This window comes from Desulfosporomusa polytropa (assembly GCF_055380075.1).
Genome location: NZ_AP042400.1, coordinates 1,314,376 through 1,339,143, shown reverse-complemented (window position 1 = coordinate 1,339,143; position 24,768 = coordinate 1,314,376). Strand labels below are relative to the sequence as shown.

Here is a 24,768-nt window from a genome sequence, read left to right as displayed (position 1 = left end):
TTTTACTCCTCCGTTTTGCTTGCTGCACCTTGTTTACGATAAGTTCTTAACAATGTGCATAATATTGTTTTCTGACAAATCGCGCAGGCTATAATAGGTAGATCCCATCTCCCTGGCAACCGCCCGGGCCAGACCCAGCTTAACAAAATCATTCTCGGTATCAATAACCACACTATGTACGCCTGCCAGATTTATCTTGCCGGCCATTTTCAGGGCATCAGCCATACCGTCACCGCCTGCGGCGGCGGTATTGGCCCGCCCATCGGTAACAAGTACCAGCACCGACTTCATTTCCTGTTCTTTTTGCTGGCGGGATGCCAGCAAATTCAATGCTGCTCTCAGTCCTTCTGCCAGTGGCGTTTTACCACCTGTCGGCAAATGGCGCAAACATTTTTGCGCCAAATCTACGCTGCGGGTAATGGGTAAAAGCACCTCGGCAGTCTGCCGCCGAAAGGCAATCAATCCCACTTGATCCCGCTTTTGATACGCATCCTGCAGCATAGCACATACCGCCCCTTTGACAGCCCGCATCCGTTCCCGCGCCCCCATGGAGCCACTGGCATCCACTACGAATAAGAAGGTGCTGCCAATACGCTTTTCCCGAATTTTTTGCCGCAAATCTTCGCGTTCAATGGCAATGGCGCATTTGTTTCTGGCACGGAACTTTTGATAAGGTGCCGCCGCCCGTAAGGTCGCATCAAAGGCCAAATCTGTCACCGGCCCATTCGGGATGCCAGAACGGACATAGCGTCCCTGCTTAGTATCGGTGCGCGTCAAACTGCGTTTGCCACTGCCACGACGTTCCTGCCGATCCTGGGGCAAAGATAGTTCCATATGGACAAAAGGAAAAGTTGTATCAATATCTGCCACTTTTTCCTGGTCGTTGCCTTCGCTTTCTGGCTGTTCAGACGGCGGGTCTGTCTGTTCTTCCGTTTCCTGCTGCTCTGAGAGCGAATCTGACGGAGGCGGCGGTGGCTGATTTTCCGGTTGGTCATCAGAAGTTTCATCAGGCGGCTGATCCTGATCCTGGTCTTGGTCTTGCTCAGGTGGTTCGGGCGGCAGCGGTTGTTCTTCCTGACGCATACGCTGCGGCAGGACATAACAAGCAGCTTCGTCCAGATCACCAGGCAGTAGATAAGTACGCCCGGCAATCGCCGCAATTGCTCGAGCGGCTTCTAATAAGAATAGTTCAGCCCGATGGCCTGCCGAATGTGCCTTGGTACACATCTGCGCAGCAAGCAGCATCATGGGTTCCGCAATAGTAATAGTAAGGAGCAGGCTTTTAGCAGCAGCCACCTGCTGTTTGATTGCTGCGGTTTCAGTCGCATAATGCTGACAAAATTCTGCCGGCTGGGCTTCATACGCCAAAATCCGTCGTACGATTTCAGCCCGTTCCACCTCATTTTGTTCCCGGCTGACGGCAGCATATAGCCCAAACCGGTCGAGAATCTGGGGGGATAAGGTTCCCTCCTCCGGATTCATGGTACCTATAAGAGTACAAACGGCTTCATGCACGCAGGAAATCCCTTCGCGTTCCACTCGGTGCACTCCAGTCGTAGCTGCATCTAAAAGACTGCCCAAAAAGTCATGGCGCAACAAATTAACTTCATCAATATAAAGAATATGGTTATGGGCTCTGGCCAGTATGCCAGGCAAAAAGCGACGTTCACCACATTCTACAGCGTATTGCATATCCAGACCACCAAACACCATATCCTCAGTGGCATTAAGTGGTAGTTCAATCAATTTGGTTTCGCCAATAACTTCTGCTATAGAACGTACCAGTGTCGACTTGGCTGTACCCTTTTCCCCTGCCACCAAAACTCCGCCGGCCTTGGGGTTGACAATTGCAATCAATAGCGCTCGCTTGACAGCTTCCTGCCCGACAATGGCCGCCAAAGGAAATATCATGCGCTGCATTATATCATTCCTCCCGCTTGGCTTATTGCTGCGCAAACACAGCTTCTACTTTATCCCAGTCCAACGTGCCATCCTCAAAGGGCCGCCGCCGCATTCGGTGAGGCAGTGCCAGACGGGCGGCTTTTTTTACGTCCTCCGCCTCTACTTCCGTCCGTCCGTCAAAAGCAGTCAGCGTCATGGCGGCCTTAATAACGGTAATATCGGCCCTGTGACCATCAACATCAAGAGCAATGGCCAGCTTGGCGACAAGCATGAGCAGCTCATCCTTAATAGTTACCCGGGACAGCAAACGTTGGGCCTGTATAATGCTTTTGGCCAGATTTTCCTGTTCTTCCTGGTATTGTTGGGCAAAGCTGTCTGTATCCTGTTCATAGGCCAAACGCCGTTTAATAACCTCCACCCGCCACTCGGGTTGGTTTTCCCCGATCACAACCACTGACAACCCGAAGCGGTCTAATAACTGTGGCCGGATATCACCTTCTTCCGGGTTCATCGTGCCGACCAGCACAAATCGGGCCGGGTGGGAATAAGATACACCCTCACGTTCCACAGTATTAACTCCCATGGCGGCGGCATCTAACAGCACATCAACAACATGATCATCTAAAAGATTAATTTCATCCACATACAAAATATTGCGATTGGCCTGAGCTAAAATACCGGGATCAAATTTCTTTTCGCCATGTTTGATAGCATGTTCAATGTCTAGTGTGCCAACAACCCGATCCTCAGTCGCACTAACAGGCAGTTCGACCACCCGCATTTTGACTGACTGAACAGCTATACCCTGTTCCTGTCCCTCTTTTTCCCGGCAGACATCACACAAATGACTGTTATCTTTCGGGTCACAGTGGAACGGGCAGCTTTTACTAACCTCCATGGCAGGCAATAAATCGGCCAGCGCTCTGACAGCAGTGGATTTGGCTGTGCCTTTTTCCCCTTTGATCAAGACCCCGCCCAGCAGCGGATTAATTACGTTTAAGATAAGTGCCAGTTTCATGTCCGTTTGGCCAACAATAGCGGTAAATGGATATACAGCAGTATGTTGCACTATCAATTCATCTCCTTGTTAATTCTCTAATTTTATTTCTTATAGTCGCTTTGGCCTGAATAAAAAAAGAAACCTCCCTTATATAAGTAAGGAGGTTTCTTTAAAATTTGGTAAATACCAGCCTGAATATAATCCCCTCCCCATACCTCGTGGGTAAAACGGTGACTGTTCATCAGGCAGTTCTCCTGGCTCTGGATCATGGCTTGCTTAAACCTTCCCAAGATGGTTTCATCCCAGTGGCATATCTTAAGCTTACTCCCCATTACAGTGGCGGGACCGCGCCGGCGTTTCACCGGTCTTCCCTATTAAGCCCTTACGGGCACCTGACTCTGTCAATATTCTGTTAGCACGACAGTTAATGTATGATTTTACTTTTCTTGAAAGGAATTTTCTACAGTAGCGAATAAAAAACTCCTGGTTTTTATACCAGGAGTGAATTCAGCCAAATCGCAAACTTCTTGAGAATATCCCCAAAGAATTGCTTAACTGTAATCCCCTCCCCATACCCGTGGGTGATAAACGGTGATTGTCAGCTAGGCAGTTCTCCTGGCTCCGGATCATGGCTTGCCTAAACCTTCCCAAGACGATTGTCCCAGTGGCATATCTTAAGCTTGCTCCCCGTTACAGTGGCGGGACCGCGCCGGTTTTTAACCGGACTTCCCTATTAAGCCCTAATTGGCACCTAACTCGATACTATTCAATTACCAGTACTTGCATATAATACTACAGAGATTCAACTATTTTGTCAATACTTTAACTTGTTTCTTTACATATTGTGCTAAATCACAGCATCAGGTAAATCCCCAGCAACCGGGCTGCATACAGACATGCATATTATGCATGTCTGCCCTTTATAAAAACTACTAAGGTTGTTTTACTAAACCAAACTGCACTAACGGATTAACGCCTGGCTGAACATAGCTCATCGGAGTTTCTCCTTCTTTCAATTCAAAGCGTTTGAGTACCGTAATAAACAGCTCCGGCTTGTCCAGGTTATCCAGCTCCCACAGCACTGTTTTTACTTTTTTCTCCCAATCGAATAGATTTGGTTGTTTATCTAAACCGCTCAAAACAGCCCCTTTCGCAAAATCAAAAGTTAAAACCATCGCCTCACTCTTTTTGGTCTTTCTGTCGGTGCGAAAGTAAATCCCCGCCAGGTTCTTGGCTTCCGGCAGCAATTTTTCTTTTGACTTTTCATCCATTGGCAAAATCGCCATACCGGATTTACCTGGTGTGGTATTCAGCACGGTTTGCAACGCATCTTCTTTGCACCAAACAGGAGCCGAAATGATGAAATAAGAATCACTGGCCGAGCGCAGCGGCATTTCCCTTTCTAAAAAGTTTGCCAGCAAATAGCCGCTGGTAACTCCCGGGCAAAAATGGTCATGGTAAAGAATGCCTTTCATAAAATCGACCGGGGCGCCTTTGGCGGCGGCATTGACAATAGTTACTATTCTAAATTCATTGCCGTCAAATACTTTTTCTTTTGTTTTATTATCCCAATCCTGCGCATGGGCAAACAAATAGTTGGCTTTGATATTTTCACAGACTATTTTGCTAAACAAATCCTGGGAAGATACGCCTTTCAGGTCTGTTACCCCTTTATCCAGTAATTCTATCGCTTTTTCTTTATTGACAACACAATACACAGCTTTACCGGATTCTTTATCATATAAAACAAACCATAAAGGGTTAGTACGGGCGGCATGAACTTCTAACAAGGTTCCTTTGCCTACTGTGCAGCCTGTTTCTTTGCTCAAGCCGTCTAAAGCTGCTTGGGGGGAATATTGTCCAAATTTTACATAACTTCCATTTGTCAGTGCAATCATATTGTCAGGCTTAGTCCCCATCAGCTTCCAGGCTTCTTGACTCATTTTTTTGGATACGGCGTTCCAGAAAAGATAGCCTTTGTCTGCAGGCTGACTGGCCCAGGCTGCATTGGCAGACAACAAGAGACACGACAGTACCAGGAGTACACTGAAAAACTTCTTGCACATGGTAACAACTCCTTTTATATATTTTTTTTAGAAGCCAATTTGGTATGACAAGCTGTAGTTTCTGCCTATCATCGGGATATCTGCTGTTTGCTCATAGTCAGTATCAAACAGGTTGTTGACTGCCAGCGCAATAGTCTGATCATTCTTGGTGGTATATGACATCCCTACATTAAATAAGGTATAACCTGCTGTGGTTGCTGCATCTACTGTTTTGATTCGCTGCCCATCCAGGGAAGCACGGAAACCCTGATGATTATTATAACGCAACCCCAGATTAATGGTTTCTCTCGGTATTGTGGTAACTTCTGTACCAGTAGTATCTAACGGATCACCACTTTTGCTGGAATGTTGATTCGTGTAGTTGAGCACCATTCCCAGCGTTTTGGAAAATTGATAGTCGGTCGCTACCTCTAACCCTTTAATTTTAGCATTGTCGATATTGTAGGTCGGAGGACCCGAATTAATGCCGGAACCCATGTAAGTAATTACATAATTGTCAATATCATTGAAGAATCCGGTTATCTTAGCACCAAATTTATCATTGAATTGTTTTTTCCAGCCTAATTCATAGGCCATACCATTTTCGGTATCTAATTGCCCGATTGTCTTTTGCCAATCGGCCAGTGTCCAGTTCAAGCTATTATAGGTTATATACTTCGTGTAGTTTGAATTGCTTATTTTACTAGGAGTGTAATTACTTTGCCACCGTACATAGTCGGACACCGTTGGCGGTCTAAATACCCTGCTGGCACTGGCATATACGGCTTCCTGAGGAGTAAGCTGATAGGTCACGTTTAGTTTAGGGCTTACTTGCGATTTATCCGAATATTCTTTGGAAGTCAACAGATTATTTGATTGATACTGGTCATAACGCAAGCCCAAGCCAAGCAGTGTTTTTTTGTTTAGCTGCCAGTTGTCCTGAACGAAGTAACCGTTCATTTCTGCTTCCAAAGAACTTGGGCTGCTAGTGTTTACCTTAAATTTCAATTTACGATAGTCAAAACCGGTGGTCAGCATGTGATTGCCCAACTGCCTGGTTTGCTGCCAGTTGTAGCCGCTGTTATCGGTTTTCAATTCAACATTTTCGCTTGATTTTAAATATCGCAGCCAATCATTCCGGTCTTGCTTATTCTTGTATAAACCTAACTTCCAATTGTCATCTGTGTAGTTCAAGGAATAATTTTTGGTATTAAACTCACGATAGCTGCCATCCAAATATTGACTGTTTGCGGTAGTATTTGGCTGAGGCAAAATAATCGGATAACCGGAATCCCAACCATTCTCATTATTGGCATTTTGATTATTACCGACAATAATCCCTTCTTTGCGGTAACTGTCGGTAATAGCGACAGACAGCTTCTGCTTATCAGAAAACTTATACGTTAAATTTAGATTGGTATCATGGCTGTCTTTAAAGTTATTACGATAAAAGCCGTCACTCTCTTTTTTATCGGCGCTAACCGACCAGGAAATTTTTCCATCATTAGTAGTTCCCTGGTTGCTTATGCTGTTCTTGCGGTCGCCATAACTACCAAAGCTGGATTTAAGATAGGTCTTAACTTCTCCCGGGGTATCTGTTGTCACAATATTAATAACCCCGCCCCAGGTTCCGCCGTATTGTGCCGAACTGGCTCCACGGATGATCTCGATTTTCTTGACATTACTTACAGGCAGCGAATCCCATTCCAATGCACGTCCCCGATATAGCCCTCCTTGGTTTTCAATGATATTGCCGTTAATCGCCACCACCAGGCGTTCATTGGTCATACCGCGCATAGTAACCGTTGTCCCTGCTTGTGGATCTGTAGAAACAACTATACCTGAAACATCTTTTAATAAATCGGTAACACTATTGATCTGTCCGGCATCAATTTTATCTTTGACATTAAGTGAGGTAACTTTGGTTGTCTCACCTTCACCTACAATTTTACTGTCTGTAACCACAATAGTTTCCAAAGCAAAATCAGGAATGGTTTCATCGGCGTAAACCATTGGAGAAACTTGCAACAATACCGCCAATGTTAGCAACAGCGACTTCTTTTTTTTAATTGTCTTTATTTTTTTTATCATTCTCTCATCCTCATAATAATTGATTTACCATAAGTCCTTCTTTAACAAAACTTATACCTTCCAGCATAACCAGGCAACCTTGGACTGCACTTTTTCGGATACAGTGCCCTCAACCGCTACGCTGCCCAGGTAACCGGCAATCTTTTCATCAATAGTCCCGGTTACTTGGTTTATTTTTGTCATGCGCTTTAATTGATGGCTGTACAATTCGATAGCCTTATCCAACGGCCAGACATGATCAAATTCATTGTCATAATATGTAATTTCCGGATAGTAGCCTGACAACCACAGTAAATTAATAGCATAGTAAATGTTCTTTCCCCAACGGTGATCGGGCTCTTTGCCATATACCTCTTGATGCAGCTTGTCCCGCAAGTTATCTTTCCGCTCTACAAAGCCACTGAGAAAACAAGCGCCTTTGCTGGCCCGGCACATTTTTAACAGGCTGTCGCTGCTGCTAATCCCAGGGCACATGGAAGCAAATACCAGGTCATATTTTTTCTGCCAGCCGCACTCCTCCAGACTGAGTGTTTCCCATGGTGACAATTCAAACAATACATTATCCAGCTTGTGCTGCCAGGCATTCTCACGAGCATATTCAAGCATTTTAGGTGAAATATCAATTCCTGTTACCCGTTTGGCTCTTTGGGCAAATTCAACAGAATACCTGCCCGGGCCACAGCCAATATCAAGAATTTCTGCGTCAACAGGCAGCATGTCCCGGCTTGTTAAGAATTCGATAACCTGCTGCCGCCGTTTTTCACCCTGTTTATTGCCATGCTGGTTATTAAATTCATCGGCTCGCATATTCCAGAATTGTTGTGTTTCTTCTAATTCAGACAGATCTTTTTTCCATGCTTCTGTGAAATAATCAATGTTCATACGTCACCAGCCCCGGCTATATTCTTCAAAACAATCCTGACAAACTTTTTTGCCGTCCTGAAGCCTGATTTTGTGTTCAGGAGAGCCTTCGCCGCATTTTTCACAAAAGATAGTGGAAAATAAACGTGCTTCTTCCGGGACAGCATACTTTGGTTTTTTAAATTCAAAAATTTCGCTAGCAGGTGTATTCAGTAAATACTCCTGACGCTCTTTCCTGTCCAGTTCGCCTTTAAACGGCTTGAGCACTAACCGGATACTGTCGCCGGTAGTTCTGTTAAAGAAACTATACGCCTGTTTACCGGTGCTCCTGTATAAGAGGTTGCCCTTACCCATACTGCAACCAGTGATTACCTGAATCGCATCTACCCCGCAAGCATCGTTTTCGGTAACACATACTACTTCTTCATCTTCAGAAAATTTTATCCCCAGTTTTTCAATGGCCGCTTCACAGGCTTTAAAACCAATAGCCAGTCCCGGACACTCATGTCCATGAAATTCCACACACTTGTCCCATTGTTGTTTATCCATAGTAACCTCCCCAAAAATTAGTTTGCTAACAGTCTATTGGACAACAAAAAAGTATGAAACCACGGGAGCAGTCTTTTGCCCCCCATGGTTTCATACCACATTTTTATCATCTATGCTGTTATGCTTTTCGTTTAAAACGCTAATATGACATCGGTCACATCTGCGAATTTTCAAAATTCGCTTTCCTATGTTAAATCTTAGCATTTTCAGGGTGTTTTGTAAATATAATTACTTGTTTCACTCAAGTTAAATTCAGGCGCAAATTCAGCTTTAAGTTTTTCAATAATGACTTGGGCTGCCGCATCAGCGTTAGCTGATTTTGCCATGGCTTTTGCTATGCAGTATTCCATACGCTGATTGCATTAATGACAATATTTAATGCGCTGGCTCGCTGCAATTGATCTTGCAACGACCGCTCCCGCAGTTCTCTCATAATCAAAACAGAAACAGGCTCTTCAAAAATTCACAAAGGCATCCAAAAGTTTTTTTGTGTATTCTTCTCTGGGCCGTCGATATAAATCCTCAGTGGGCTGCTGTTCAATAATTCTGCCTTGATACATTATGGCAATCTCATCGCTGCAAGCCTTAATTAAATCAAGATCATGCGATATGAACAAATACGCTATCCCAGCTTTTTTTTGCGCCTGCCTCAGCACCTCAATGATCTGCGCCTGCACCGACACATCCAGCATGGAGGTAGGTTCGTCCAGCACCAGGAATTTAGGCTGTAACGATAACGCGCGGGCGATGCAAACCCGCTGCAGTTGACCGCCGCTTAACTGATGCGGTCGCCGGGCCAATAGCTCTGTGCTTAACCCGACAAATTGAAACCACAGATCGATCTGTTCCGCTATGTCCTTTTGCCTGCGCTGTCCATGCAGCCGATAAGGTTCCGCCATGCTTTCAGCAATGGTAAACCGGGGATTTAGCGAAGTTTCCGGATTCTGAAACAGGATCTGCATCTCTGTACGCAGTCTTTTCATCTGCCGTGCCGTAAAATTGCTTATATCTCTGCCATCAAACACAATTCTGCCTGTATCGCAGGGTATAAGCTTCAAAGCAAGGCGTCCCAAGGTTGATTTGCCTGATCCGCTCATCCCGATCAAACCCAGCGTTTTTCCGGATTTCACCGAGAAGGAAGCGTTATCCACCGCCAGTGTCCGGGTCTGCCGCCACAAGCCGGTTCCGAAAGTCTTTGTTATGTTGAAAACTTCAATCATACTGCCAACACCTCACCTGCCGTCCATGGACATTCCGCAAAGCCGGTTCCTGTGAGCAAAGCTTTGTTCGCTGCCGGCAGCGGGGCCGGAATTTACAGCCCGCCGGCAGGTCAATCAGGCTGGGGGGCATACCCGGCAGTGGCGTTAACGCCTTGTGCGGCTGCGCGTTGATCAAGCCTTGGGTATAAGGATGCAAAGGCCCGGCGAACATTTCCCCCGCCGGCCCCTGTTCCACCACCGTGCCCGCGTACAGGACGAATACGGTATCACACAAGCGCTCCGCCAGCCGCAAGTCATGGGTAATCAGGAGAATACCGAGGTTTGAGGTCTCCCTCAACGCCTGGAACAGTTGAAACACCTGCCGTCGCAGCACGGCGTCCAGCCCTTTGGTCGGTTCATCGGCAATCAACCACTCCGGCGCCAGCGCGCTGCCCATAGCGCAAAGCAGGCGCTGACGCTGCCCGCCGCTTAATTGAAAGGAATAGCGGTCAAAAACGGTTTGTGGCTCGGGTAAAGCATAGCGGCGTAATTGTTCGATGGCTCGCAGGCGGGCCTCAACTGGGTTTGCCTTGCCATGACAGGTGAACATTTCGCTAAGCTGTTCGCCAACCGTCATGACCGGATTTAAAGCTGTATCCGGGTTTTGCGGCACAAACGCGATCGTTTTTCCGCGCAGAGCATTCATTTCCGGCTCCGGCAACTGCAATAAATCCCGGTTTTTATATAGAATACTGCCCGACACAACGCGATTCTCCGGCAACAGTCCTAAAACAGACAGACCCAGGACAGATTTGCCGCTGCCGGTTTCGCCGACGATCCCGCTGATTTGTCCGCCAGGGAAAATCGCGTCAATCTGGTTCGCCGCCTTTACTGTCCCGGCCTTTGTAGTAAAAGAAACCGTAAGTTGTCTTAAAGCGATATGGTTATCCACTCTGGCCCGTCCTTTCTACCAGTCTTGTTTCTGGGTGCTCTGCCGGATACTGAACCGGTCGCGCAGCGCATCGCCGACCAGTTGGATACTGCCGCATAACGCCAATATACATAGCCCGGGAGCGATCAAAAGCTGGGGATAGCTGCGGAAATAGACTTTGGCATCCTGAATCATCACGCCCCAGTCTGCTTGCGGCGGCTGCATGCCGAGCCCCAGGAAGCTCAGCGAAGCCACAGACAACACTACTGTGCCGACCCGGATGGTAAACAGAATGATTAAGGAGTTAAATAAATTAGGCAGGATATACCGCCGCAAAATATACGCGTCACTGCCACCCAGGCTGCGGATTCCTTCAATATAGCTTTCTTCCTTGAGTTTCAAAACTTCGCCACGCACAATCCGGGAAAAACCGGCCCATGAGGTCAGCGTAACCGCTAGCAGCAGACTGGCGCTGCCCGGTCCCAGGCTACCGGCAATTGCGATCATCAGGCTCATGCCCGGCAGTCCCTGAAAGATATTAACCAACAGTTGCAGCAGCAGGTCGGTGACTCCGCCAAAATAACCGCCGATAATGCCAAGCGAAACACCCAGCAAAGTCGTGCACAAGGCTGCCAGCACAGCAAAGCCGATCGAAACCTGCGCTCCATACAAGAGGCGGCTAAGCACATCCCGTCCCAATGCGTCCGTACCCAGCCAATGCCTGATCGAGCAGAGCTGCAGCGTCTCGTCCGGCATAACCCGGTTCGGATCATACGGCGCGATGACCGGCGCCAACACGGCTGAGGCCACCAGCAGCAGCAAAATAACTGCCGCTAACCTATATACAATAGAAGCTTTATTTATGGCAGCCACTATTTTCCTCCCAGCCGGATTCGCGGATTCAGTCCCAGATAAACCAGGTCTACCAACAGATTAAACACGACAAAAACGCAGCCGGTAAATAAAACATAACCCTGGATGACCGGATAATCCCGCCCCCGGATTGCTTCCAGCACATAACTGCCCAAGCCCGGCAACGAATAAATGGACTCAATGACGGCAGAACCGCCAAGAACGCCCCCGAAATAATTTCCCAGCAAGGTGACAACCGGGATCAGCGCGTTTGGCAACCCGTGCCGCCAGATGATCCGGGAACCCGGTAAGCCCTTTGCTTTTGCGGCAAAGATAAAATTCTGCTCCAGTACTTCCAGCAGGGTGGCCCGCTGCAAACGCATCAGAGCGCCGGTCGTTCCCGCCGCCAGGGTAATGGCCGGCAGGATAAGCTGGGAAACGCTGCCATAGCCGCTGGTGGGCAGCAACTGCAGGGTTTCCGCAAAAAGCCAGATCATCAAGATCGACAGCCAAAAAGACGGCAGCGAGGTCCCTGCTAAAGCCGCCGCCCGCAGTACGAAATCGCTGCCGGTATTTTTTCCCCACGCCATAAGAACCCCCAGCGGGATGCCTACAAGCATGACCAGCAGCAGTGAAATTCCAGCCAGCGTGACGGTTACCGGCAAACGCAGCAGTAATTCATCCAGAACCGGCTGCTGCGTTATATAGGATATCCCCAGGTTTCCCTGCAGCACTTGCCCCAGCCAGGCCAAATACTGCAAGATATACGGACGGTCCAGGCCCAGTTCATGGCGTTTGGCGGCGATTTCCTGCGCGCCAGGAGTGGAAATGCCGTCCATACTGAGCAGCAGGACGGCAGGATCGCTGGGCGAAATAACCCCCAGCAGAAACGCCGCCGCCGATATTCCCAGCCAGACCGGAATCACCAGGGCCAGCTTCTTCACAATATAAAACCAAATACCGCTTTTTATTGTCTCCACCCCACTTTATCCAGCGTCACGCCATATAGGAGTGGCTGATAGTTTTCCAGCTTCTTATTGTATACGGCCAGATTCAGATCATCAAACAGCGGAATGCAGGGCGGATCTTTTCTGGCTATAGCCTGCAGACGATCATAAATTTTTTCCCGCTCCTCCGTCCCGGTTGCCGTGTCCAGTTCAGCGAGCAGCCGGTCGGCCTCCTCGTTTTTATACCCAAGCCTGTATTGAACATTCGCACTGCCTGTGCTTTTCATATAATTTTGAAACAGGCTGGCGGGTTCAAGGTTAGGTAGTCCCTGCGTGCCAAGAATAATATCAAACCTGCCGTTCGCTCGTGCATCCTGGATTGCCGCCCAATCCATAACGACGATACGGGCATTGAGTCCGAGTTCTTTCAGTTCGGCCTGGATAAATTCGGCGATCTCTTTATAGGGGTACCGGTCAATTCCATATTGCGGCACCAAAAAAATAATATCGGCGGTTTTATCCTGCAAAACCGTCCTTGCCACTTCTTTCGCCTTTACCGTATTCCGTCCCGGTATTCCCACATTGCTGAACGGCGAAGCTCCATTAATAAAATTATTAGTGGGTATGGCGTATCCATGAAAGAAATTCTTAACCAGCACCTCCCGGTTTACCATAAGACTGATCGCCTGCCGCAAACGCGGATCATTTAACGGTGCTTTTTCACCATTGCAGAACAAGTAATGCGTAATGGAGGATCGTTTCGTCGCCACGGCAAACTGCTGATCTTTCAGCAGTTCGCTGGTCAACGCCGGCGTCAGTGAGCCAATATCTAAAACCCCCATAATTTCTCCTGCCTTTAAGGCCGAATAGCGGGTTTCAGCGACCGGTATATTCCTGACTCGAATTGTTTTTGCTTTGGCTTTGCTGCCGTAATACGTCTCATTGCGCTCCAGCAGGGTATATTGTTTGTTAAAATGTCCGATCATCTTAAACGGGCCGGTACCGGCAACCGCGGTAACGAAGTCGCCGGTACGAGCGTCGAAGCAGGCCGGACTGAACATAGCGCTGCCAAAATTCGTCATACTGTATAATAAGGTCGGAAACGGTCGGTCAAAGGTCAGTTGGACGGTATATTCGCCCGTCGCTTCCGCCCGCCGTAAATGAGGATAAATTTTGTGGATATCAAACAAGTAGAAGCTGGACGTCCGGGGCGATATCACGCGGTAGCGTTCGAAATTTTGTACTACGGCCGCCGCGTTAAACGGTGTGCCGTCATGAAACGTTACGCCTTCCGTCAGCTTAAACGTCCACTCTTTATAATCGTCGGAATGCTCCCATCGCCTTGCCAGCTTGGGAGCGGGCTGACCGTCCTCGCCAACTCCCACCAGCGGTTCCCATACCTCCAGGATGAGACTGGTATAATAAGGATCTTTACTGCCCGGTGTCAGATCTCTGGCCGCTGCCAGCACAATTTCCCGGTCAGGGCCGGGTGGTTGTGCTGGCTGGTCGGAATACCTGAAAAATAAACCCAGTCCGAATAATGCCAGAAGACAGGCCGCCTTTACAAGGAGGCGGCCTTTTTCCATATAGCTTTCCCTGCTTCTCGCCATTCCGCTTACCCCTTACAGGTCGAACTGCGCCGACAAGACAAGGGTGCGGGGTGTTGATACGTACAACTGGTCACCGCGCGCCACCTGCCAATAATCTTTATCGGTCAGATTGTAGCACATCAAACTGAACACAGTTGGTACGCTGTCAATTTTCGTTTTGTATTTCAGACCAAAATCAAAGGTCGTATAGCCGGGAACCGCAAGCTTTTGATAATTAATTGTCGATTCGCCGGTATACCGGACCCGTCCGATAAGGCTAAGCCGGCTGTCGGCCTGATATTCCAAAGCGGCGACTGCGTTCCATTTGGCCCGGCCGCTGACGTCATAACCATCATACTGGCCGCCTTTGGTTTTTTCCTGGGTGGCAATCAGCCGCGTAATGCCTCCCATTAGCGTCCATTTGTCGCCCAAGCTGCCGCTGGCCGCCAACTCTATGCCCTTATGCCGTTCACGGCCGTCCTGGATCAAATAGTATTTAGAGCTGCTTGTACCAGCAACTTCAATATTATTGGCCTGTTCAATATCAAAGAAACTGAGTGTCGTAAGAATACCGGCCTGTTCATATTTGACCCCTATTTCATCCTGCTTGCTCTTAGCAGGCGCTAAAATATCGCCGGCATTTAAATAGCTGCTGCCTACGACAGTGCCTTTATTAAAGTTTTCCGAGTGGCTGGCATACAAGGAAATATTGGTTGCCGGTTTATATACAATTCCATAGGTCGGACAAAAGGCATCGCTGTCAACACTGGCCGTTTTTGTTCCGGTTTTCGCCGTATAAGAATCCACTGTGGCAAAATGCTTGTGCACCCCCAGCAGGAACTCCCATTTCTGATATTCGATATTGTCGACCAACGACCAGCCCCAGAAACGCTGCTTTTCTGTCAACCCTGTCGAGTAACCGGTGTTCGGCAGAAGCGTCTGCGTTATGCCGCTATAAAGCTTGCCTGTGCCGATGAGGTCATTTACCGTAACTTTGGCGGATTCGCGGTTACGCCAGGATTTGTCGACAGCCAGCGTCACATTGTGCGTGACCGCGCCACCGTCAATTTTCCCCTGAGTCCCCAGTTGGGCATAATAGGTATTCATCGGCGTGCCGCCGTTGGTAACGTACAGATCATAATCGCCTGCGTTGTTCTTAACCGTAAAAGCGCTGTTGGTGGCGCTCACATTTTTCGTCAGGGTATTGCGGTTGAGACCGCCGTTAAAGAACACTTTCCAGTCTTTACTGACCTTCTGTTCGTGGTTCAGCGCGAAAATCCAGCCACGGGACGCTTTGACCATGCCGTCAAAGCCGTAATCACCGCTGGCATCGGGCACACTCGGCAGACTGGTAACAGCACTGCCAAATTTGAACCAGCGCTGTCCGCCTTGAATCTCAAGCTCCCGGTAGCCGGTCAATATATTAGTCGTACTGTTGGCATCCCGGTGGTCAATATTGGCGAAAATTCCCCGCGCCTTCATCTTTTCTCCATGGATTGAGGTTTCGCCGTTTACCATTTCAGTGTTAATACGTACGCCCCAGGCGTTATTCCGGCCAAACCGGCGGGCGATGTCCATATATTCACCGAACGAGCCATAACCGGAAAAAGTTTGCGTATAGCGCGTCAGCGGCTGTTCCGGTGCTTTTTTGGATACAAAATTGACCAGCCCGCCGGCGGTATCTGATTCATATTGTGCCCCCGTGCCGCTTATTCCGCTGTTCGGTCCGGAAATTAAATCAATATGGTCGATCATAAAGGTAGGAGCACTGAATTGCGTAAACATACCCGGTATGCCGTTCACATAGGAACTCGTTCCGTTGGCGCGAAATCCCCGGAAAGTAAAATCATTGTGCAGCGCACTGCCCGACGCCTGAATCGAGGGACTGTTGGACAGGATGCTATCCAGCGGCTGGCTGGCCGCGCCGAAGGTTTCGATGGTTTTACTGGTCAGCGTAGTTTGCGTAAACGGCGTATCCATAACATTTTTCTCGCCTAAAAAACCCACGCTGCCATTTGGGTCGACAAAGCCGGTATCGGAATCCTCTTTCTTATCTTTCTTGCCTTCAACGACAACTTTCTCCAGTTTGTATGCGGAAGAATCTGATTTTGCCGCCGGTGCTGAAGTTTCCGCCGCATCCGCCTCTTCTTCCGCATATGCGTAGGTGGAATTAAAGCCCAAGGCGACCGCACACGCGATTGCTGCCGCCAGCAAATGTCTTTTGTTTTTTCTGGTAAATTTTCTCTCCATAGTGCCACCTCAACATAGTAATAAATTTATCATTGCTCATGACCGATAAAAAGCTCCGGAAAAACCATTCATATCTTTCCAGTTCAGCCCAGCCTTCCCTCCCACCCTGTTAATTTGGTAAATAGCAAAACAAAATCTCCCGTCCGGCGGACAGGAGATTTTGAAAGCGGTAAAGTTATTCTTATCAAAAATCCGGCACTATCTACGCCGGGAAAAACAAGACACAACTCAGGTGCGCAAATCTCCTCCCCATCGCTCGTGGGTAAAAACGGTGATTGATAGACAGGCAGTTCTCCTGGCTCTAGTTCATTGCTCATCCAAGCCTTCCCAAGAATACATATCTCAGTGGCATACCTCGGATTCGCTCCCTATTACAGTGGCGGGACCGCGCCGGCATCACACCGGTCTTCCCTATTAAGCCCTTGCGGGCACCCATCTCAACAAGATTCAATTGTTTTCAGTTGATTTTTTAATAATATCATTTTTGCCATAACATGTCAATTTTTGCCCGGATGTTTTAAAACTAGCATTCATTTAACTTTTTTCCCAAGTGTATTTCAAGCAGGAAAAAACTAAGGGTAAGGTGCGTTAATTACAAATCACGTTAGTTTCTGTTAAATATTTTGCAGAATAGGGGTAATACCAGCGTCGCTGTCATCAAGTGCCACATCTGAAGATTATTAGATCGGGAATTTGTTAATAGCCTCGGTATAGGCCCAGTACCAGCAAAGATGCTGTTTGTTGGCGATACCCCCTAGAACACGGCATCCTCCAGGTTTTAAAACGGGACTGGGGGACAGGTTCCTGTTCCTTGTCCCCCAGTCCATACAAACTCAAGAGCAGCACTCCCCAGCTTCTCCTCAGTTATTTAGTGCATACCCTGTTCAAAATTAACCTTTATCTTAGCTACCCCTATTTCATTAAACTCAACAGCTGATCCTGCAGAAAAACCTTTGTGCGTTCCATCTTCAGCTAACAGCACTACATCTTCTTTTATTGTTCCGTAAGTCAGTTCTCCTTTTTCATTGAACGTAACGGTTTTTCCCTTACTAAATTTAATAAATCCTGCAGAATTATCTCCTTTGAGAAGCTTTTGCCAGCCAACTGGGCGCAAATATGTATCCTCATCCAAAGTACCGGATATAACCGCACCCGAGTTGAAAAACATCAGAATTGTATCACTCTTGAAAGTCACAAAACCATATTTTTCGTCTACCAAACGAACCGTAGCCTTATTCGCTATTGTCCCAGAAATAACATCCCCCTGTTCACTAAAAATCACCTCTGTTCCACCTTTATAAAGCAAGTGTCCGTAACCCGGAATGCTCACAGCATAATCGTTGTTGAAAAACGGATGGTAATAAAAATGGTGGTAATAAGGTCCAAAATCGGTATGGACAGTTGTATAGTAATAATCATTAATCACCCGATTCCAGCCACGCGGCGACAGCAAAGTGTCCTTGTCAATTGTCCCAGAAACAACTTCCTCTTGTTCATTCAAACTGATGCTAGTATTTTTTTTGAATTGAATAGAATCACCAACACCCCATCCCTGCGGATGAAGTTTAGTATCTTTCGATAAAATTCTGGTTTCAGCACAAACATCAGGCATTGTCACAGCAAGAGATACCACACACACAATTATGCATACTAATAAACGAGCAACAAAGTGAACAATCATAGCTCATCATCCCCCTTGTAATCCTTTCCTTTATTATAGCAAATTGTTAGCTAAATCAATGCTTTTAAACGAATTAAAACAATAATATATACAAGGTTTTAACATCACCTTATTAATTCTCTGCACTTTCTCTTAATAATTGCCAGCAGCGCAGACTGCCAGGCTTTTAAGCAAGAATCAATACAAGTCCCAATAACCACCGGCGCTTCCACACCGTATTTGGTGACGGCTGCCGTAAGCAGTTCATTAGCAGCCTGCCGCACTTCGATGCCCGACAATAGTCCCCACTGGAGTTCATCCAAAAGGTGCACATATAAAGCAGCATAGGTCACTAGGTAATTATCATCGTCTACTTGGTAGAGTGCATCCATAAATTTAGGTTTAATCACAACCTTGTCGGAATTGCCTGCATAAGCCTGCCACAGTGTCTCTTCCTTGATTCCATACCGTTTGAATCGGCGCAGCATACTATGCTGCTGCTGTGGCGACAGCCCTGTCTGCTTACATAAAGCCTCTTTAACTGCTGGCAATACCGCCCTGCCAATTAACTCTCCCAGCTTAGAATGCTTGCCAGCGCTTTCCAAATATAGTGGCGAAATGGGATTAGCTATGACAATGGTCTGATCGGTGCCTGAACCGGTAGCCAACCCTGCCGAGTAATTACTGCCTGCCATAAGCTCTTGCAAAGCAGCCGTTTTGGCCTCAGTACAAGTGACCATAGCCCGATTCAGAATACCTGGTGGCAAATCAGCGTCAATAACCAGGATAATATTGATGGTACCTGGTTTTTCCATTGTACTTTTATCAATAGGTTTAAAATAAGTAGCCGGATCGCCCACACGACCGCCATTAACCTCAATCCCGCCAGTGACAATGGCTGTTACTGTCAGGTTTTGATAACACTCCGTATGTATTGCCACATTCTCCATCGAAGCCGCCGTCCCCATCCCAGCGGTTGTCGCCGGGTCAAGGCCGATTTCCTCGGCAATGATCCGCATGTGCTCCTGATAGGTGGGTGCCCGCATGGTGCACGCCATCCCCGCCCCAGGATTGCAGTCATTATTAAACACGGCTGTCAGGTCTTCCCGGTAGCCGCCATTGACAATAGCGGTACTACTCACTTTGCGCGGCTGCTCAAACGGGATAACAATGCTTTTATAATACCTATAGACAGAATCACCGGTAGCTAAAACGCAAAGTTTCAAAGCCTGTTCCCTCCCATGTATCCAAAAGCTCATATTTCCACCCTCTTTACAGTGTTAAGACCGCAAATTCATTTACCCAGGCGCATTGTTTATTAAAATCCCATTCAAATAAGAGTACGGCAGGATCACCACTATATTCCAGTTGCATTTCGCCGTCGACAACGACAGCGCTCTGGGCGTGAGTAAAGTCCAACCGTTCCTGTTTTCCTGTCTGATTGCACACCCACAATGCCCGTTTGCTGACAGCTGAAGCCTTTTTCCAGGCGTTTTCCGGCGGACCGCCGCAGCTATTGGGCGGCCAGGCAGCAGGCACGACAATGATATCGGCACCTTTGTCGGCCAGCGCAACGGCATTCTCTTCATACCAGGAATCAGCACAGATTAAGATGCCTGCCTTTCTGTCACCGCACATAATTGGCTCCAGCTGCTCGCCTTTATCTGCCCAGCCTTCTGATACACCACCATGAGCCTGTTTTTTCCGGTGACGACCCAATACTTTGCCGTCAGGACCGATAACCAGGCAACTATTATAATACTTACTACTTTTTTCGTCCTGCTCGGCGCAACCGAGAAATACAGTTACCTGTTTCTCGGTTGCCAGCTTTAGAATCGGTTCCACCGCTATTGATGGCTGAATAGGTATCTCAATAGGTTTGGTCTCTCGTTCACATGCAAAGAAATATCCTTGCACAGCTGTCTCTGGCGTAACAATCCACCTGGCGCCCACTCCCGCCGCTAACTGGATGCCCTGACCTAATATTTCCAGGTTGCGGCTCTCCGGTCCGCCGCTAACATCTACATGTAGTAACGCAACTTTCATGCTCTATTCTCTCCTGTCCCTGATGTTCTAAATACCATTCTATCGCTACCTGTTTTAACGCACATTCAGCGGCATACCCCTGCTTGCCGCAATTGGCTCCATACCAGCGGGCAAAGCATGCACCACCGCACAAAGAAAATGAGGGGCATGTTTTGCAAAAACTCATGCCATCTCGAATCAAAGCTGCCACTTTGCGCTGTTTGACTGTATCCAGTCCTGTTGTCACATGCCCCAAATAGAAATCCGGATTGCCTGCCAGCGAAGCGCAGGCATATAAGCTACCCTGAGCATCAACAAAGGCCGCTTCGCCGTTCATGGCATGACAATGAGCAAAGCCCTGTATTTGGCTATTAGCCAGTGTAGCTACTCGCTCAACCTGGGAAAATAGCATAGATTTTCCTGTCTGCTTAGCCAATTGTTCAGCCGTCTGAAATGCTTCCTTTATCCCCTGCCACACGGCCTCCGACGAAGGCGCCGCTATCTCGCCACCTCGCCCTTGGGCGCGTAACAGGTCAAAACCAATCCGCCGGACATTGCCCAAGTAATAGGCCATTTCAACAACGCCACTCAGCTTGGTTACATTTTCATTAGTGACAACAGCGGTTATTCCGGTAGCAATTCTTTGCGTAGCTAACTGTCCAGCACCGTTTAATATCTGACGACAAGTCCCCTGACCATCAGGCAAAAGGCGCTGCCTGTCATTAATGTCTGGTCGCCCGTCAAGACTAATCCCAATTCCCACCTGACCAGCTTTCAGAACAGCCGCTCTTTCTTGGGTCATGAGTGAGGCATTAGTCTGCAGTTGCATAATTGCCGGCAGCCCCTGCTCGCGTACATAACAGATAACCTCCTGCATTACAGGAAAGTTTAGCAGCGGTTCGCCACCGCTAAACTGCAGTACAAAGGCCTGCCCATCTACTGCCGCCATTTCTACAGCAGCAATGGCCGTAGCAGTGTCCATGATTTCTGCCGGATGCTCATGGGCATAACAATATTTACAAGCAAAATTACATTGTCCGGTCAGACTCAATATCAACATTTTTATCATAACGCTTACCCATCACTCCTTTCTTCCAGCTCACCGTCAATATCCAGATAGATTTGTTGTAATTCTTGTTTGGTCTTGTCATCAGCCTGCCACAAGCCGCGTTGTTCGGCCTCTAAGAGCTTTTCGGCAATCCGCTGCAAAGCCCAGGGATTAATATCCTGCATCCACTCCCGCATGTCCTGATCAATGGCATATTTTTCTGCCAAGCCCTGGTACATCCAGTCTTCCATCACAGCACTGGTGGCATCCCATTCATAGCAATGTGCCACCACCCCAGCCAAGTCGGACGCGCCTTTGTAGCCATGTTGTTTCATCCCTTCAATATATTTAGGATTCATGGCTTCACCCCGGAACAGCCGTTTAAATTCTTCATCCAAGCTCCGTACTTTGACTTGCTGGCGATTGGAGCTGTCACCACAGTAGGAGCGTGGTGCCTCGCCTTTCAGACTGCGGACAGCCGCAATCATGCCGCCATGGTAGGAGTTAAAATCATCTGAGTTAAGCATATGTACTTCCCGATTATCTTCATTTTTTACAGTAACATCTAGACTTGCCAGGCGGCGGCTAAACAGCTCTGGCACAAAAGTGCCGCTACTCTTAGCGCCATAGGCATGAGCACCCCAGCGTACATATACTTTGGCCAAGTCGTCGATGGTCTCCCAATTCTTTTCTTCCAGCAGATGGCTAACACCAGCACCATAGCTGCCTGGAGGACAGCCAAACACTCGGTAACAAGCCTGTTCCCAGGCAGCCGGCTTCTCTATGCCCTCTTCTGTTAACAGTTCTGAGTCTGCCAGTACATGCTTGCGAATATAGTTAACTTCACTGCTTTCTTCCAGATTAGCCACAAGATTGACAGCTTTATCCAACCATTTCACCGGCATTGGCATGGTGTCACGAAACAAGCCGCCAATCCGGGCAGTTACGTCAATCCGTGGTCGTTTGAGTTCTGACAGGGGAATTACCTCTAAATCAACCACCCGCTGACTGCCACGTTGCCATACCGGACGCACGCCTAAAAAATACAGAAATTCAGCAATACATTGCCCATGACTGCGCATATTGGAGCCACTCCAAAAAATCATGCCAATATTTTCTGGATAATGTCCCTCGTCGGCAATATAGCGCTCAATCACACTATCCCCCAAGGTCTGACCCAGTTTCCAGGCAGCCGGAGTTGGTAAAGTCCGGGGATCAATGCTATAGAAATTACGGCCTGTTGGTAAAATATCAGCCCTGCCGCTGGTGGGCGCACCTGCCGGACCGGGTTCAACAAACCGGTCTTCTAAGGCGGCCAGTAGATTGGTAATTTCCTGTTCGGTTTTAAGTAAATTAGGTAGTAGTGTCTGACAGATATATCGCGCCGTTTGCCGAAGCTGCTCTTTAAGCTCAGGGCTGGCCCCTGATGCCCAGGGCAGCTCGGCCACCAACTCAGCCTCTGCCAGTGCAAAGTCATGATCATACAGCCAGGCAACTGCTTCCCGGCATTGCTGGTTAATTTCGTCAATCAAGGCCCCGCCGGTTTTGCTGCCATCAGGCAAGAGTTTACCACTCTGCGCCAACAGTTCATAGTAATCATAGCCCTGTATATCGGCAACTGTTTCGGTGAGGGACGGTGCTCCCTCGTTAGCCAGCCTGGTGAAGGCCAACAGGTATTCAACCAAAATATCGCCTGTTGGCATACAGCCAAGAACATGCAGACCTACCCGGATTTGCATATTTTTGATATCGGTAATATAGCCGTGCAGCCGCTGAATATAATTGGCAAAGGCTTCGCCCTCTGCCTGACCCATATCATCTTGCAGCTTGGCTTCCACAACCTTTTCTTTAATCAGGTTAGCCACTACTTCTATATTCTCCGGTTGATTTTGGGCAAAATGACAGTATTCGTCAAGCAACTTTTCCAACTCTGATAATTCATCATACGTTCCGGCTTGACTCATGGGCGGTGGTAAATGCCCAATCATACAAGCTGCACCGCGCCGTTTGGCCTGGGTTCCCTCACCGACTATTGTAATAAGATAAGGATATATATTGGGTAAATCACCAATCGCCAAATCCGGATAGCAGATGTTTGATAGTCCGGCACCTTTGCCTGGCAGCCATTCCAAGCTGCCATGGGTGCCAACATGGACAACCGCATCAGCCTGCCAGATATCGCGAATCCAGTGATAATAGGCCAGATAATGATGGGTAGGTGCGCAGTCAGGGGAGTGATAGATCTTGCCAGGGTCCTCGCCAAAGCCGCGTGGCGGTTGCACGGTAATAAAAATATTTCCATTTAACATACCAGGAATTAATAATTTACCATCATAGTTAAATACATCCCCAGGCGGTTCGCCCCAGTCCTTACTGAGCTGCGCTTGCGTCTTCGTCTCAAGTAAATCAAACCATTGACAATACTGCGCAGTTGTCACCTTACCTACGGCTTGTTCTACGATCGTTTCTGACAAAAAGCGGCGGTCGTTAGTGGCAGTAGCCAGCAAACTGTCCATAAGTTCACGGCTATCAGCTGGAATGGTAGCCACTTGATAGCCCCGCTCTACCATGCGTTCCAATAGCAAGCGAATACTGGCTGGTGAATCCATGCCCTGAGCACTGCCAATATGTGAGTTCGTAGGCGGATAATTATGAAAAATAATAGCAATCTTCTTCTCACTATTGGCTTTTCGCCGCAAGTTGGCCCATTTGGCAGCTTTAGCAACCACACGGTTGATTCGCTCAGGCATTGTCTGGTATTTTGTTGTACCGTCAGGCATTTGCTCTTTCCCGGCTATGGGTACCGCGTGAATCGCCCCGTCAAATTCGGGCATCGCCACACTACAGGAAATTTCGACTGGCGTTAATCCTTCGATGCTCTCCTGCCACGCTTCTCGTGACCGGAGCAGTACATATGCCTGTAGTACTGGTACACCCAGTTTATGCAGAAATTTAGGATCAACCGGCCGGCCTACCGTAAGGGAAAACTTAAAAGTATTAATTAAGACATCAATGGCCGGAATATCTTGATTATAAAAAAAGTTAGTTACTGCAACATCAACGCCGGGAGCATTAAGCTCGGTATTACGTGCCCAATGACTAAAGACGGCAATGACGTTAAGCCCCTGGGCTTCGATGGCTGCAACAAGCTCGCGCTGATAGGTCAAATCTGACCATACCCATTCATCCCGGGGAAAAATGATACCAATAGTAGCCTGCTCCGGTTTACAAAATTGCTGCCGATATTCTTTTGCATCTGTAAAAATTTTGTCAGAGCGTGGATGAAAAATACCATTCCACGCAAGCTCACGCGGTGGTTGGTAGTCACAGTCTTGCTGACAATAGCGGTTAGCGAGATATAGCCACAAATTGCGGTAGTTGTCCAGTCCACTGTAGGATAAATACCTGCGGATTGTACTGCGTTCCTCTACTGTTACCCCGCTAAGCGCATCCTCTGGTTGTATTTCAGTTGCCAGCATCGCATGTGTAATCTTACTTTTTCTTAAAAAAGCAACCGCTTCTTTAAGAAAGTGAGTATCTCTGCCCATTCCCATCCACGAAAACAACACCAAGTCACTATCAGCAAACTTTTTTTGCCACTCTGGTCCCCATACCAGGTTGTCATTCAGAAAAAAAGCACTACCCGTAGCTGGAAGATACTGCTCTGCGATTAATTGCTGTCTGGCTTGTTCCAGCATGACAAATTGACGGTCAATATTGGACATAAACAATATGCGTCCCATGCTTGTCACTCCTCCCGATTTTTTCACCCTCAAGTCGCTCGCTTTATAACCTTACGCACAACAGCTACAGGCAAGT

Annotated in this window: 17 protein-coding genes and 3 riboswitches; all 17 genes read right to left on the bottom strand. The window is 47.9% G+C overall.

Annotated features, from left to right (window positions below; all coding sequences use genetic code 11):
- Positions 1 to 33 precede the first annotated feature (33 nt).
- Positions 34 to 1,920: a VWA domain-containing protein gene (locus ACZ449_RS08200; RefSeq protein ID WP_464260537.1), complete on the bottom strand. Its 1,887-nt coding sequence runs from the start codon at positions 1,918 to 1,920 to the stop codon at positions 34 to 36.
- A 22-nt stretch (positions 1,921 to 1,942) separates the two neighbouring features.
- Positions 1,943 to 2,971 (bottom strand): ATP-binding protein, encoded by a 1,029-nt coding sequence (locus ACZ449_RS08195; protein WP_464260536.1) that lies wholly within the window; start codon positions 2,969 to 2,971, stop codon positions 1,943 to 1,945.
- 158 nt (positions 2,972 to 3,129) lie between these two features.
- A riboswitch (cobalamin riboswitch) is annotated at positions 3,130 to 3,313 on the bottom strand.
- A 177-nt stretch (positions 3,314 to 3,490) separates the two neighbouring features.
- A riboswitch (cobalamin riboswitch) is annotated at positions 3,491 to 3,672 on the bottom strand.
- 162 nt (positions 3,673 to 3,834) lie between these two features.
- Complete coding sequence (locus tag ACZ449_RS08190; RefSeq protein WP_464260535.1) at positions 3,835 to 4,968, bottom strand: FmdE family protein; 1,134 nt, start codon at positions 4,966 to 4,968, stop codon at positions 3,835 to 3,837.
- A gap of 27 nt (positions 4,969 to 4,995) precedes the next feature.
- Positions 4,996 to 7,038, bottom strand: a complete 2,043-nt coding sequence (locus ACZ449_RS08185) for a TonB-dependent receptor (protein ID WP_464260534.1) — start codon at positions 7,036 to 7,038, stop codon at positions 4,996 to 4,998.
- Positions 7,039 to 7,089: 51 nt separating this feature from the next.
- Positions 7,090 to 7,920 carry a methyltransferase domain-containing protein gene (locus ACZ449_RS08180; RefSeq protein WP_464260533.1) on the bottom strand — a complete coding sequence of 277 codons (831 nt, stop codon included), beginning with the start codon at positions 7,918 to 7,920 and terminating at the stop codon, positions 7,090 to 7,092.
- Positions 7,921 to 7,923: 3 nt separating this feature from the next.
- Positions 7,924 to 8,448 (bottom strand): FmdE family protein, encoded by a 525-nt coding sequence (locus tag ACZ449_RS08175; RefSeq protein ID WP_464260532.1) that lies wholly within the window; start codon positions 8,446 to 8,448, stop codon positions 7,924 to 7,926.
- A 455-nt stretch (positions 8,449 to 8,903) separates the two neighbouring features.
- Positions 8,904 to 9,668 carry an ABC transporter ATP-binding protein gene (locus tag ACZ449_RS08170; protein ID WP_464260531.1) on the bottom strand — a complete coding sequence of 255 codons (765 nt, stop codon included), beginning with the start codon at positions 9,666 to 9,668 and terminating at the stop codon, positions 8,904 to 8,906.
- Positions 9,661 to 10,599, bottom strand: a complete 939-nt coding sequence (locus ACZ449_RS08165) for an ABC transporter ATP-binding protein (protein ID WP_464260530.1) — start codon at positions 10,597 to 10,599, stop codon at positions 9,661 to 9,663. The genes ACZ449_RS08170 and ACZ449_RS08165 overlap by 8 nt, the downstream gene beginning before the upstream one ends.
- A 15-nt stretch (positions 10,600 to 10,614) precedes the next feature.
- Positions 10,615 to 11,451, bottom strand: coding sequence for an ABC transporter permease (locus ACZ449_RS08160; RefSeq protein ID WP_464260529.1), 837 nt, complete (start codon positions 11,449 to 11,451; stop codon positions 10,615 to 10,617).
- Complete coding sequence (locus ACZ449_RS08155) at positions 11,451 to 12,410, bottom strand: ABC transporter permease (protein WP_464260528.1); 960 nt, start codon at positions 12,408 to 12,410, stop codon at positions 11,451 to 11,453. Before ACZ449_RS08155 ends, ACZ449_RS08160 begins: the two co-directional genes overlap by 1 nt.
- A complete protein-coding gene (locus ACZ449_RS08150) occupies positions 12,398 to 13,987 on the bottom strand; it encodes an ABC transporter substrate-binding protein (RefSeq protein WP_464260527.1) in 1,590 nt (529 codons plus the stop codon). Before ACZ449_RS08150 ends, ACZ449_RS08155 begins: the two co-directional genes overlap by 13 nt.
- Positions 13,988 to 13,999: 12 nt before the next feature.
- A complete protein-coding gene (locus ACZ449_RS08145; protein ID WP_464260526.1) occupies positions 14,000 to 16,216 on the bottom strand; it encodes a TonB-dependent receptor in 2,217 nt (738 codons plus the stop codon).
- 268 nt (positions 16,217 to 16,484) lie between these two features.
- Positions 16,485 to 16,667, bottom strand: a riboswitch (cobalamin riboswitch).
- 417 nt (positions 16,668 to 17,084) lie between these two features.
- A complete protein-coding gene (locus ACZ449_RS08140; RefSeq protein ID WP_464260525.1) occupies positions 17,085 to 17,897 on the bottom strand; it encodes a hypothetical protein in 813 nt (270 codons plus the stop codon).
- A 104-nt stretch (positions 17,898 to 18,001) separates the two neighbouring features.
- Entirely contained in the window at positions 18,002 to 19,102 is a 1,101-nt protein-coding gene (locus tag ACZ449_RS08135; protein ID WP_464260524.1) for an adenosylcobinamide amidohydrolase, read from the bottom strand.
- A gap of 46 nt (positions 19,103 to 19,148) precedes the next feature.
- Positions 19,149 to 19,922, bottom strand: a complete 774-nt coding sequence (locus ACZ449_RS08130) for a carbon-nitrogen hydrolase family protein (protein WP_464260523.1) — start codon at positions 19,920 to 19,922, stop codon at positions 19,149 to 19,151.
- Positions 19,891 to 20,970 carry a radical SAM protein gene (locus ACZ449_RS08125; RefSeq protein WP_464260522.1) on the bottom strand — a complete coding sequence of 360 codons (1,080 nt, stop codon included), beginning with the start codon at positions 20,968 to 20,970 and terminating at the stop codon, positions 19,891 to 19,893. Before ACZ449_RS08125 ends, ACZ449_RS08130 begins: the two co-directional genes overlap by 32 nt.
- A 5-nt stretch (positions 20,971 to 20,975) precedes the next feature.
- Positions 20,976 to 24,692 (bottom strand): cobaltochelatase subunit CobN, encoded by a 3,717-nt coding sequence (cobN, locus tag ACZ449_RS08120; protein ID WP_464260521.1) that lies wholly within the window; start codon positions 24,690 to 24,692, stop codon positions 20,976 to 20,978.
- Positions 24,693 to 24,768 lie beyond the last annotated feature (76 nt).